This window comes from Bradyrhizobium sp. STM 3843, from assembly GCF_000239815.1.
Classification (GTDB): Bacteria; Pseudomonadota; Alphaproteobacteria; order Rhizobiales; family Xanthobacteraceae; genus Bradyrhizobium.
Map to the genome: position 1 here is coordinate 57,445 of NZ_CAFK01000242.1, position 14,039 is coordinate 71,483.

3 protein-coding genes are annotated in these 14,039 nt (G+C 61.9%); all 3 read left to right on the forward strand.

The window, feature by feature from the left end; all coding sequences use genetic code 11:
• Positions 1–55 precede the first annotated feature (55 nt).
• From BRAS3843_RS25020 to BRAS3843_RS39020, 3 genes are read left to right on the forward strand one after another with little or no spacing between them, the layout of a single operon-like run.
• Positions 56–2,041 carry an amino acid adenylation domain-containing protein gene (locus BRAS3843_RS25020; protein WP_244425465.1) on the forward strand — a complete coding sequence of 662 codons (1,986 nt, stop codon included), beginning with the start codon at positions 56–58 and terminating at the stop codon, positions 2,039–2,041.
• Positions 2,038–10,134: a hybrid non-ribosomal peptide synthetase/type I polyketide synthase gene (locus BRAS3843_RS25025; RefSeq protein ID WP_008971883.1), complete on the forward strand. Its 8,097-nt coding sequence runs from the start codon at positions 2,038–2,040 to the stop codon at positions 10,132–10,134. Before BRAS3843_RS25020 ends, BRAS3843_RS25025 begins: the two co-directional genes overlap by 4 nt.
• Entirely contained in the window at positions 10,104–14,021 is a 3,918-nt protein-coding gene (locus BRAS3843_RS39020) for a condensation domain-containing protein (RefSeq protein ID WP_083841430.1), read from the forward strand. Before BRAS3843_RS25025 ends, BRAS3843_RS39020 begins: the two co-directional genes overlap by 31 nt.
• Positions 14,022–14,039: the final 18 nt, after the last annotated feature.

A 14,039-nucleotide genomic window follows, 5' to 3' on the forward strand; every position in this document is an offset into this window, starting at 1 on the left:
GCGTTTCCTTTTTGAGTGTTGGGTAGTCGTAGATGTTCGGGGGGAGCTGGATACCGTGCGGGAAGCCGGACGGTTCGGCTTACTCGTGCGGCTCGATTTGATGAGGCGTAAAAAAATGGCGCCAGCTGAGTTAGGCTCGGTAGTCGCGAAACAATATGCGGTCACAGGGGAGATTTTGCCACTGGACACGATCGGTCGGCTGTTTGAGCGTCAGGTCGACCGGGCGCCGAACAGGACCGCTGTCCAGATCAACGAAGACAAGGTGACCTACGGCGAGCTGGATCGATATGCGAACCAGCTCGCGAGACGGATTCGGAAGACCTGCGACCTGAGCGGCAGTCGCCTGGTGGCGCTGTGCTTTGAGCGCTCGATTGAGATGATCGTCGCGATGCTGGCCGTCGTGAAGGCCGGCGCAGGCTACGTTCCAATTGATCCCGCCTATCCCGCCGAACGGATCCGGATGACGCTCGAGGATGCGGGTCCTGCGCTCGTTCTGACGCAGCCCTCCCTGGTCGCAAAGCTTCCGTTGAACGGGAAGCCGGTCGTTTGCCTGGATCGTGATCTGAGCGCCGCGGCAGATGAAGATGGAATGCGCCTACAGCAGACAGCCAGCGCTGAGGGTGTCGCCTACGTCATCTACACATCGGGATCTACCGGCACGCCGAAAGGCGTCATGGTCACGCATCACAACGTCAATCGTCTGTTGACGTCGACGTCGTGCTGGTTCGACTTCAATACCGACGACGTCTGGACTCTGTTTCATTCCTCCGCTTTTGATTTTTCCGTCTGGGAGATCTGGGGCTGTCTCCTGACCGGCGGAAAACTGATCTGCGTTCCCTATTGGGTCGCACGGTCGCCGAGGGATTTCTATGCCCTGATGGCCAAAGAGCAGGTCACCGTACTGAACCAGACTCCGGCCGCATTTTATCAGCTCATCCAGGTCGAAGAATCCGGCTTCGTCGAACAGCTGAAGCTCCGCTATGTCATTTTCGGCGGAGAGGCCCTCAATTTCGCCAGCCTGCGGCCGTGGTTCCACCGTCACGGTGATCGCGTCCCGCAGCTCATCAACATGTACGGCATCACCGAAACGACCGTTCATGTCACATATCGACTGGTAACGGCTTCAGATGCGGCCGGCGAAACACGCAGCCTGATCGGAACGCCAATTCCGGACCTGCAGCTCCATTTGCTGGGTTCGGACCTGCGGCCCGTTCCTGACGGTGACGTCGGCGAGATCTATGTCGGCGGCGCAGGCGTCAGCAAAGGTTATCTGAATCGGCCGGAGCTCACCGCAGAGCGGTTTGTGACCGATCCGTTCTCGGATCAGGTCAACGCTCGGCTGTACAGATCTGGAGACCTCGCGCGTCGGCTCGCCAATGGTGATGTTGAGTATCTCGGCCGAGGCGACATGCAGGTCAAGATCCGCGGGTTTCGGATCGAGCTCGGAGAGATCGAGGCAGCTCTCGCGGATTGTCAGGGCGTCCAACAAGCCGTTGTGCTCGCGCGCAAGGATGGGCCAGGAGAGCCCAAGCTTGTCGGCTATTATTTGGGCTCGGCGAGTGCAGGCGAACTACGCGACCATCTTGTAGCCAAGCTGCCAGAGCACATGGTTCCGCATACATTCGTGCGGGTCGACGCGTTTCCATTGACGATCAACGGAAAAATCGATCGAGCGGCATTGCCGGCGCCGGCCCTGCCGACGTTGCCCAGGCAGGTCGAGCCGGGGACGCAGCTGGAAGCCGAGCTTGCGGTCATCTGGCGTCAGGTGCTTGAAAAGACTCAAGTTGGTTTCGACGACAATTTCTTCGATCTCGGCGGGGATTCGCTTCTCCTGGCTGGCGTGCAGACCCGGTTGCAGGCACTGCTGCAGGCCGAGGTACCCATAACGGACCTGTTTGAATTTCCAACCATTCGTTCGCTGGCGCGGCGGTTGGAGTTGAGAAACACGCCATCATCAGCGCAAGCGGTTGAGCAGAGGGCAATGAAGCAGCGGGCTGCCTTCGCGAAACAGCAGGCGCGTCGTTTAAGGGGAATGTCTTGAACGAGAATGCCGGGCTGGAAGAGGGAGGCATTGCCATTGTCGGCATGGCCGGGCGTTTTCCCGGGGCGCAAAGCGTTGCCGAGTTTTGGCGCAATCAGCTCGATGGCATCGAGGCGATCTCTCAGTTTCGTGTCGATGAGCTCGAGATTACCAACAAGCAGGCGGTCGGGAATGATCCGCGCTACGTGAAGGCGCGATCGATCCTTGAAGACGTCGATCTGTTCGACGCCGAATTCTTCGGGATTTATCCTCGCGAGGCCGAGCTGATGGATCCGCAGCAGCGTTTGTTTCTCGAATGCTGCTGGCAAGCTCTCGAAGACGCCGGCTGCGTGCCTCAGACCTATCCGGGGCTGATCGGGGTCTATGCTGGCACGAGCATGTCGTCCTACTTCCTGACGCGGCTCTGTACCGAACCCGGCTTTATCGAGAAATTCGCGGCCGGCTACCAGGTCTCCAACTACGTGGAGATGATGGGGAACAGCCCCGATTTCCTGGCGACGCGAGTCTCGTACAAGTTCAATCTGCGCGGGCCGAGCGTGACCATGCTGTCCGCATGTTCGACCTCGCTGGTTGCCATCACGCAGGCTTGTCAATCGCTGTTGACCTACCAGAGCGATATGGCGCTGGCCGGCGGTACCTCGATCACGCTCCCCCAGAAGCGCGGTTCGGTTTACCAAGATGGCGGCATGGTCTCGCGAGACGGCCACTGCCGGGCATTCGACGCCGACGCGCAGGGAACTGTGTTCGGCAGTGGCGTTGGCGTCGTCGTCCTGAAGCGGCTCGAGGACGCACTGCAGGATGGCGACCAGATCTACGCCGTCATTCGCGGCTATGCAGTCAACAATGACGGCTCGAGCAAGGTCGGCTATACGGCCCCGAGCGTCGAGGGGCAGGCGAATGTCATCGCCATGGCTCATCAGGCTGCGGATATCGATCCAGCGACAATCGGCTATATCGAGGCCCATGGAACGGGGACGCCGCTGGGCGATCCGATCGAGCTCGCCGGTCTTACCCAGGCCTTTCGTGCGCGGACTGACCGGACGCAATTTTGCACGATCGGGACGGCCAAGACCAATGTCGGGCACCTGGACATCGCTGCCGGCGTCACCGGATTGATCAATGCTGCGCATGTCGTGCGGCACGGTGTGTTTCCGCCAACGCTGCATTTCAAGAACCCGAATCCCAAATTCGATTTCAAGGGCAGTCCATTTCGGGTGGTGGCCGAGCGGACCGAATGGGATGCAGGAGATGCGCCGCGGCGTGCCGGGGTCAGCGCGTTCGGGGTCGGCGGGACCAACGCCCACGTCGTGTTGGAACAGGCTCCCGAGCAGCAATCCTCCGCGTCGCGGCGAACCAAACAGCTGCTTGTTCTGTCCGCCCGTTCCCAGACGGCACTGGATGCCGCGGGCGATCGTCTTCGGGCGCATCTGGAAGCCCATCCGGGCAGCAATCTCGCCGACGTCGCCTGGACGCTTCAGACCGGGAGGCGTGAGTTCGGCTACCGCCGGGCTGTCGTCGCTGGCGACGTCGCAGAGGCGGTCCGCTCGTTGTCGGAGCGGGCACGCGTTCCTGCCCCTTCGCGGTCTCGCGAGGTCTCCGACGTCTGCTTCCTCTTTCCGGGGCAGGGCTCGCAACACCCCAACATGGCGCGCGAGATCTATGATCTCGAACCGGTCTTTCGTGAGACGGTCGACCGCTGTGCAGAGATCCTCCGTCCTCATCTCGGTGCGGATCTGCGAACCGTGCTTTATCCCGACGCCGGTGCCAGCGACGAGGCCAGGCGCGCGGTCACTGACACGATCATCGCTCAGCCCGCGATCTTCACGATCGAATATTCACTGGCGCAACTCTGGTTCAGCTGGGGCATTCGGCCCAAGGCCATGACCGGCCACAGCATCGGCGAGTTCGCCGCCGCCTGCATTGCCGGCGTGATCTCGCTCGAGGACGCGCTTGGCTTTGTGGCCCTGCGCGGCCGCCTGATGCAGGGTGTCGCGCCCGGCGGCATGCTTTCGGTGCGGCTGCCGGAGGCCGAATTGCGCCAGCGACTCGGCGCGCCGCTGTCGCTGGCCGCGGTCAATTCACCGAGCCTGTGCGTCGTTGCAGGACCGCTGGATCCGCTTGCACAGTTCGAGCGCGAACTGAACGAGGCGGGGGTGGCCTGCCGGCGGCTGGTGACTTCTCACGCCTTCCATTCCGCCATGATGGATCCCTTGATCGATCCGCTGGCGAATGCCCTGTCGGGTATCCGGCTCAACCCGCCCCAGATTCCCTATGTGTCCGGAGTGACGGGGACCTGGGTCACGGATCGGGAAGCGACCGACCCGGTTTACTGGGCGCGACATGCCCGCGAGCCGGTGCAGTTCTCGGCGGCAATCCAGGAGCTTCGCAACCGACCGGACGCAATTCTGCTCGAAGTCGGTCCGGGCAATGTTCTGACGACGCTGGCTCGACAGCACGGTCAGCCAGCGGCCAATTCGGTCATCGCGCCATCCTTGTCTGACGGCTTTTCCGGCGAAGGTGATTACGAAGCGCTCTTGTCGGCCATGGGGAAGCTGTGGGTGGCCGGCGAAAAGCCCGACTGGACGGCATTCCATGCCGGCGAGCGCCGCCATCGGATGTCGCTGCCGACCTATCCTTTCGAGCGCAAGCGCTACTGGTTGCAGAATGCCCAAGCCGCTTTCGATCAGTCCGTGCCGGGGTCGACGGAGGCGCCAGTGACCTCTCTCAGCAGCGAAGCCAAGCCGCAAGTCCTTCAGGGAAGCGATGCCGTGAATGTAATGTCCAGTGTTAGCTCCGCGGTCGCACCCGCGACGTCGGCCAAGCGTCGCGATCGAATCCAGGCCGCCCTGGTGGAGATGTTTGAAGGCTTGTCGGGCGTTGATCTCGCGGCCGCCGATCCGGCGACCACCTTCCTCGAGCTGGGGTTCGATTCCCTGTTCCTCACGCAGGTGGCCCAGGCACTGCAGGAGAAGTTCGCCGTCAAGATCACGTTCCGCCAGCTCCTGAATGACGTGTCGAGCCTGAACGCCCTGGTGGATCATCTCGAAAGCCAGCTTCCCGCCGACGCGTATGCTGAGCGCGTCGAATCCAGGTCTGAGCTGCAAGCGGTAGCCCCGGTCGTGGTTGTCACGGCAACCGCAGCCAGCGAGCCGGCCGTGCAGGCTGCGCTCGTGTCGGCCGGCTCCGTCTCGGAAGGCGCGATGGAACGCCTTATGCGCGAGCAGCTGCAGGCCATGAACCAGCTGTTCTCAAAGCAGCTCGACGCGCTGAATGCGACGCGCGGACCGACGGCCGCTGCTCCCGCGACAATCCCGGCCAGCAACGCGACAGTCGAACTGCGGGCCGCTGCCGAAGCTGTGACCTCCGCACCTGCGGCGGCGCCTGCTGCGCCACAGAAGGCATTTGGTCCGTACAAGCCGCCGCAAACAACCGCATCCCAGGACCTGACGCCGGCGCAGCAAAAGCAGCTCAATATCCTGATCGATCGCGTCACGCGACGAACGGCCAAATCGAAGGCGTTCACGCAGCAGCATCGTCAGGCCTTGGCTGACCCGCGCGTCGTGTCCGGATTCCGTCCCCAGTGGAAGGAGATGGTTTATTCGATCGTGACCGATCGTTCGCAAGGGTCGCGGATCTGGGACATCGACGGCAACGCCTATATCGACCTCGTCAATGGCTTTGGCCCGATCATGCTCGGCCACCGCCCGGATTTCGTCGAGAAGGCGATCGAGGCCCAGTTACGCAACGGCTTCGAGACGGGACCGCAGACGCCGCTTGCCGGTGAGGTCGCGCAGCTGTTCTGCGAGATGACCGGCAATGAGCGAATGGCGTTCTGCAACACCGGTTCAGAGGCTGTGCTCGCCGCATTGCGCGTGTCGCGGACCGTGACCGGCAAGAACAAGATCGTCACATTCTCCGGCGACTACCACGGCATGTTCGACGAGGTCCTGGTGAAGGGCTTCATGAACAAGGCTGGCGAGCCGCAGTCGGTGCCGATCGCGCCCGGCATTCCGCGCCAGAGCGTCTCCAACATGGTCGTGCTGGACTACGGCGCGGAACAATCGCTGGATTGGATCCGGCGCAACGCCGCCGACATCGCTGCAGTGCTGGTCGAGCCGGTGCAGAGCCGGCATCCCTCGCTGCAGCCGGTCGACTTCCTCAAGCAGCTTCGCAAGATCACGGAAGACTGCGGCGCGGCGCTGATCTTCGACGAGGTCGTCACCGGATTCCGCGTCCATCAAGGCGGCTGCCAGGCGAAGTTTGGCATTCGCGCCGATCTCGCAACCTACGGCAAGGTGGTTGCCGGGGGCATGCCCGTTGGCGTTCTCGCCGGCAAGAGCCGGTTCATGGATGCCCTGGACGGCGGCATGTGGCAATTCGGGGATGATTCCTATCCTCAGGTCGGCGTGACGTTCTTCGCCGGAACCTTCGTTCGCCATCCGCTTGCGCTTGCGGCGATGCGCGCCGTGCTCAGGCACTTCAGCGAGCAGGGGCCCGCCCTGCAGGAGCGGCTCAATCAGCGCACCTCCGAACTGGTCCAGAAGCTCAACGAGGTGGTCCGGGAACACGGTCTCCCGACGCAGGTCGAGACCTTCGGCAGCTTCTTCTACCTCGGCTTCCCGGCCTCGGAGCCGCTGGCCAACCTATTCTACTTCTACATGCGGGACAAAGGTATCCACATTCGCGAGGGCTTTCCGTGCTTCCTGACGACCGCTCATAGCGATGCGGATCTCGAGGCCATCGTGACCGCGTTCCGGGAGAGCGCGATCGAGATGCGCCAGGCCGGATTCCTGGGCGATGTGGTCGAGGCGCCGGCGCTCGCCCCGGCGGCCGTGGCCGCGCAACTGGATCGACCGGAAGCAGCTGAAGCTCCCTTGACCGAATCTCAGCTGGAAGTGTGGTTGTCGGACCAGCTCAGTTCCGATGCATCATGCAGCTACAACGAGTCGGTCTCGCTTCATCTGCGTGGAAACCTGGACGTTACCGCACTTCGGCGTGCGCTGGATCTCGTCGTCGCGCGGCACCAGGCGCTTCGCTCCACGTTCGGTGGAGAGGGCGACCGGCAAAGCTTTGCCGCCCGGCTGACCCTCGAGGTCCCGACCATCGATCTGAGATCCCTGGCGCCCCAGGAACAGGAGAGCCAGCTCCATCAGATCATCGCGACGGATGCGCAAACGCCGTTCAACCTCAGCGCAGGACCGCTGGTTCGCGCCCGGCTGGTGACGCTGGCAGCGGACCATCAGATCCTGATCTTCACTGCGCATCATATCGTCTGTGACGGCTGGTCGACCAACGTCCTCGTTGACGAGCTATCGCAGGCTTACAACGCAACGAAGCAGGGCCTGTCCTGGAATCCACCGGCCAGCATGCCATTTGCAGATTATGCAAAATCTCAAGCGGAGTTCGTCGACAGTGCCGAAGGGCGCAAGGTCGAGTCCTATTGGTTGGAGCAATTCCGCGAGGTGCCTGCGCCGCTGAACCTGCCGCTTGACCGGCCACGGCCCGCGATCAAGGAGTTCAAGGGCGCGACGTTCCGGACCCGCATCGAGGCCGATGCCTACAATCGGATCAAGAAGTTCGGTGCCAGCCAGAAATGCACGTTGTTCGTGACCCTGCTGGCCGGGTTCGAGATCCTGCTTGGCCGCCTCAGCGGTCAGGACGACATCGTCGTCGGGGTGCCAACGGCGGGCCAGTCCCTGCTGGACAACGTCACCTTGGTCGGTCACTGCGTGAACTTCATTCCTCTGCGGGGCCGCTTGACGGGCAATCCGACGGCAGCCGAGTTCCTGGCGCAGATGAAGCAGACCGTGCTCGCCGGTTACGAGCACCAGAACTACACCTACGGCCGCCTGGTGCGGAAACTGGCGTTGCAGCGCGATCCGAGTCGCCTGCCGCTCACCGAGGTCCAGTTCAACCTGGAGCGGATCGGCGGCAAGCTCGGTTTCGACGGCGTCGATGCGGAGGTCGATCCGAATCCGAAGAGCTTCGTCAATTTCGACATCTTCCTGAACATCATGGAAGCAAGTGACGGGTTGACGCTCGACTGCGACTACAACACCGGCCTGTTCGATGAGGACACGATCGGGCGTTGGCTCGAGCACTACAAGATCTTGCTCGAGGGAATGGCCGCACAGGTCCATGCACCCGTCTCGAAGCTTCCGCTCCTGTCGGCAGCCGAGTTGGACGGATTGGCCCGCTGGAACGATACGTTCACGAACCGGCCCAACCAGTCCACGGTTCATGGGCTCATCGAAGCCCAGGTTGGACGGAGTGCGGACGCGATTGCGGTCATGTTCGGGCCGGAGCGGCTGACCTATGCCGAACTCGACGGCCGCGCCAACCAGCTGGCCCAGCATCTGCGCAAGCTCGGCGTCAAACCCGGCGTTCTGGTCGGCCTGTTCATCGAGCGGGGCCTCGATATGCTGGTCTCGCTGCTCGGAATTATGAAGGCGGGCGGGGCCTATGTCCCGATCGATCCGACATTTCCGCCCGAGCGCGTCCGGTTTGTGCTCGAGGATGCCGGCGCCCAGGTGGTGGTGACCCAGGCAGAATTGACCAAGCAATGGTCGTTCGGCGATGCGAAGGTGGTCCAGATCGACACCGAATGGCCGGTCATCGCACGCGAGAGCTCAGCGCGGTTGGATGGAGGTGCTGGTCCTGCGGATCTTGCCTATGTCATCTACACGTCAGGTTCGACCGGCAAGCCCAAGGGAGTCGAGGTCCCACATCGCGCGGTGGCCAACCTGTTGCAGGCCATGCAGGTGCAGCCCGGCCTGAACAGTTCGGACGTTCTGGCGGCGGTCACGACGCTATCGTTCGACATTTCGGGGCTTGAGCTCTTCCTGCCGCTGACCGTCGGCGCCAGGCTTGCCATCGTGAGCCGCGACACGGCGCAATACTCGGTGCGCCTCCTGGAGTATTTGAAGGAGGTGAACGCGACTGTTGTGCAGGCCACGCCTGTCACGTGGCAGCAACTGCTCGACGCAGGCTGGACTGGAGAACCGGCTCTCAAGGTCCTCTGCGGCGGCGAAGCTTTCCCACGCGAGCTGGCAAATGAGCTGGTGAAGCGTGCTGCGTCGGTCTGGAATATGTACGGGCCGACCGAGACCACGATCTGGTCGGCAGTTCTACAGGTTGCCGCCGGCGAAGGGCCGGTCCCCGTCGGCTATCCGATCGCCAATACTGAGTTCCTGGTCCTCGACCACGATCTCCAACTGGCGCCAGTCGGCGTGGCCGGAGAGCTGTACATCGGTGGCGCGGGCTTGGCGCGCGGCTATCACAACCGGCCGGAATTGACCTCGGAGCGGTTCGTCGCCCATCCGTTCAGGTCCGAACCGGGTACGCGCCTGTACAAGACCGGCGATCTGGTTCGGCGACGGCGTGACGGAACGCTCGAATTCCTCGGTCGGCTGGACAACCAGATCAAGCTGCGTGGCTTCCGAATCGAACTCGGAGAGATCGAGAGCATCCTGGAAACCCACCCCGGCATCGCTCAGGGGGTTGTCTCCTTGCGTGAGGACGTCGCTGGAGAAAAGCGTCTGATCGGATATGTCATTCCGAAAAACGGCGTTGCTCCGGGGGCAGCCGAGCTGCGCGAGTTCATTGTCAAGAAGCTACCGGCTTATATGGCTCCAGCGGCCTATGTCAGCCTCGATGCGATGCCTTTGACGCCAAATGGCAAGATTGATCGCAATGCGCTTCCGGCACCGAGCTGGACCAAGCAGCAGGAAAGCATGGCCTATGCCGTGCCGCGCAACGCCGACGAGGAGAAGCTGGCGGCGATCTGGGCCGAGGTGCTCCGGCTGCCGCGCGTCGGCATCAACGACAATTTGTTCGAGCTCGGGGCGGATTCGCTGCACGTGTTTCAGATCACGGCACGCGCCAATAAGGCGGGCATCCAGGTGACGCCGCGCCAGATCCTCAAATTCAGGACGATTGCCGCAATCTTCGACGAACTTTCCAAGGGAACGCAGGATCAGACGACCACTTCAGATCGGGCGATTAAGCCGGTGCCGCGACAACAGTACCGACTAGCGCCCCAGCCTGTCCGGCAAGTCAGCAGATGGCCACAATCATCAAGCTCCCACAATTGAACGCAGACATCGGCGAATGTCTGGAACCGGCTAACAGCCAAGTTAGCCTGGTGTTTCCGCTGTCTGCGGCGCAGGAGCGCGTCTGGCGTGCTGATCGCGACAATCCCGGCGACTCCGCCTACAACGTGGCCTTTCGGTGGAGTCTGAAGGGACCCCTGGACATTTCGCTCGTCGAGCGCGCCTTCAATGAAATCGTGGCGCGGCACGAAATTCTGCGCGCAAGTTTCACGGTCATAGGCGTTGATCCCGTTCAGCTCATCGCACCGTCGGCAAAGATCGATCTCAAATTCCACGATCTGCGGTCGCTTGAAGACCGCGACCAACAGGTGGATGATCTCTGCAGGACTGAGGCAACGCGCGGATTCGAGATCGAGGCCGGACCTCTTCTGCGGGTTACGGTTATCCGTGTTGAAGAACAGCATCATCTGCTGTTGCTTACCGCGCACCTCTTGGTCGCAGATGGCTGGTCCATCCGCGTGATGATGGACGAGCTGCGGCAACTGTACCGGGCATTCAGCGAAGGGCAGGCGTCGCCACTGCCGGAGCTCGTTGTCCAATATCCCGATTACGTCATATGGCAACGCGAGCGCGCGGAAGATGCCGAGCGGGAGGCGCAGCTTGCCTATTGGAAGTCCTCACTCAAGAACTATCGACGGCTCGAAGTCGCAGGTGATCGCGAGCCGCCGGTCAAAGCTGGCCGCGACAGTGATATCGTTTCCCGCGAACTCCGACGTGAACTGACCGACACGCTGAACCAACAGAGCAACCGTCGCGGCGGGACCATGTTCGTCACCGTCCTGTCCGCGCTCTGTGTTCTGCTCAAGCGCTATACCGGACGTGACGATATTGCGGTCGGGTCGGAGCTCGCAGGCCGCAACCGCACCGAACTTGAAGCGTTGGTCGGCCTCTTCATCAACCACGTCGTCATCAGAACCGATGTGGCCGGTGACCCCCGCTTCATTGACCTGGCGGACCGCGTGCGGGACGCCATGCTTGAGATCTTCGCCAATCAGGACGTGCCGTTCGAGGACGTGATCAAGGCTCGGGCCGCGGATGGGGATATTGATCCCGAACCGTTCTTTGTCGTCAATTTCAATTGCTACCGAGCCTATGGTGGGAGCTCGAATTCCGTCATTGAGCCCACGAAAATTCAGGTCACGCCGATACCGTCGATCTCGCAGGGGGCACTCTACCGGCTCAACTTCTTCATGGTGGAGCGCGAGAGCGGTTGGCGATTGTCGATCGACTTCAACAAGCACTACTACAGCCGGGAATTTGCACAGGAGCTCTTGGACGATTTCTGCGGCCTGCTCGAACAGATCAGCTCCGGACCGGAGCGTCGCGCCTCGGAATTCGTCGTGTCGGGACCGCGGGCGGCGCAGGGTGGCCCTGTGTCGGAGACGCAAGAGCCGATGCCGTCGAACCACGCCGCCGAAGAGTTTTGCACGATGCCGGCGAGCGTTGCGCAGGAGCGGTTTTGGCTGCTCGCGCGGCTCGATCCGAATTCGGCAAAGTTCCACATGCGCGCCACGGTGCGCCTGACGGGTTCTGTGTCGACCAATGTACTCCAGGCGAGCTTTCAGCATCTCGTCGACCGCCACGAGATTTTGCGGACGACCTTCGCCGAATTCGAGGGCGAGCTCGTTCAGGTAATTTCGGCGCGGCAGGCGTTTGCGCTTTCTGTCGCGGATCTGACCCAAATCGCGGACGCGGAGCGCGAGTCCAGGCTTCAGGAGCTTTTGCAGGAAGAGGCGCGGCAACCGTTCGACCTCGAGCGGGGGCCGCTCTTCCGCGCCTGCCTGTTCGTGCTGGGTACCGCCGAGGCGGTCCTGCTCATCACGACGCATCATATCATCGTTGACGGATGGTCGCAGCGGGTCATCCAGGACGAGCTGTGGGCAAGCTACGAGGCGCTCACTGGCAACAGGCCCGTGCAGCTTGCGCCTCTGTCGATCCAATATGCTGACTTTGCAAGCTGGCAGCAGGACTGGCTCAAGTCGCCGGAAGCAGGCGCTCATCTCGACCATTGGCTGACGCGGCTCAAAGATCCGCTGGACGTTGTCGATTTCCCGACGGATCGGCCGCCGGCTGCGCGGATGACCGCGAAGGGCGGCATCGAGTCGCTGTCTTTGCCGGCCGAGCTCATCCAGGACCTGAAGCGCGTCGCGAAGGCCGAAGGCGTGACGATGTTTGCGCTGTCCTTGGCCTGCTTTGCGATCCTCCTGTCGCGGTACTCGGAACAGCCGGAGATGGTGATCGGATCGCCGGTGGCGAACCGGAGCCCGGAGACGGAGCCTTTGATCGGTCCGTTTGCCGGACCAATTCCCTTCCGGATCGATCTGGGTAGCAATCCAACGATCGAGGAAGCTATCGCGCATGTGAGCCAGGTGTACCTCGATGCGCTGGATCACGCCGATCTGCCGTTCGAGGCGCTCCTTAAGCAGTTGCGCATCCGCTCGATCGATGGTCGGACGGTCTTCTTCCAGTTTTACTTCCTCTATCAGGTCGCATTCCTGCAGCCGCATCAGGTGCCCGGACTGACCGTGTCCCCGATGCCGACATTCAGCGTTGGGACTCCATTCGAGCTTCAGCTCGCGCTTATTGAGCGCCAGGACGAGCTGCGGGTGAACTGCGAGTACAATGCCGACCTGTTCGACGCGGGCTCGATCCGGCTTATCCTGGACTATTACCAGATGCTGCTGCGGACTGTGGTGTCAAACCGACGTCACAGAATTACGGAGCTCCCGGCCCCGACCGTTCCGAAGCGGGCTCGCGAGTCGACACAGCCGGCCGAGGAAAGTGCCGCACGCGTCTTCGTCGCGCCAAGTACCGAGGACGAGATCAAGCTTGCCGAGATCTGGAAGGCCATCCTCAAGGTGCCCGTCATCGGGATGAATGACAACTTTTTTGAGCTCGGCGGGCACTCGTTGCTGGCCGCCGAACTGGTTACGAAGGTGCAGGCAAGTTTTGGGATCACTATCGATCTGTCGCTTCTGATGGTCGCGCCGACTGCCGGGCAACTGGCGCGGAAGCTCCGCGAGGCCCTGCAAACCGACCGTCCGCACATTGTCGCAATCCGCGAAACCGGCCATCGTCTTCCCCTGTTCTGCATCCATGGCGGTGGTGGCCATCTGCTGGATTATCGGGATCTGATCGCGGCGTTGCCGGGGGACGTCCCGGTTTATGGGTTGCGAGCGTCAGACGCAAAAGAGTCTTGCCCCGACAGTGTGGAAGACCTTGCAAGCCAGTATGTGCGAGAAATTCAAGCCGTCCAACCGAACGGACCTTACCAGATATGCGGCCTTTCGTTTGGTGGGCTCGTGGCTTTTGAGATCGCAACGAAATTCGTCGAAATGGGCGAGGCGGTCGCGCTGATCGCACTTTTCGATACAGGCAATTGGGCTCACTATCGGAATCTGCCGGCGGAGCAGCTCGCGAAATTTCGACGCAAATATCTGAACGATCGGCTCAGGAAGTATGGGCGCAATCTCATTCATGGTCGGTTCGACGAACTCTGGGCGGATGCGCGCCTCTTTGTTACCAGTCGGTTGGATGCGCTGCTCTGGAAGGTCGGCCAGGACGTTTGTCGTTCACTCGGGGTGCCTGTCCCTCGCTTGCTGCGAAGCAACCTGGTCTTGTTCTCGGCGATAGGCCGGAAATATGTACCGAGATCTTATCCCGGTCGCCTGTTGCTGTTCCGCGCGGAAGGGCGAACCGCCGAATATGGAGATGACCTGACGCTCGGATGGTCGAACATCGCCGCCGGGGGCATCGTCGTGCATCAGGTTCCGGGCAACCATCTCTCGATCATGCGACAGCCACAAGTTACTCGATTGATCGAGCAACTATCTCCTTATTTGGCGAGCGCGCCCGAGCGCCAGGAATAGTTGCCGCTGCAGCGGGAG

Excerpts from the sequence above, each read along its gene's own strand:
- BRAS3843_RS39020 (WP_083841430.1), top strand. The coding sequence starts at position 10,104 with ATGGCCACAATCATCAAGCTCCCACAATTGAACGCAGACATCGGCGAA.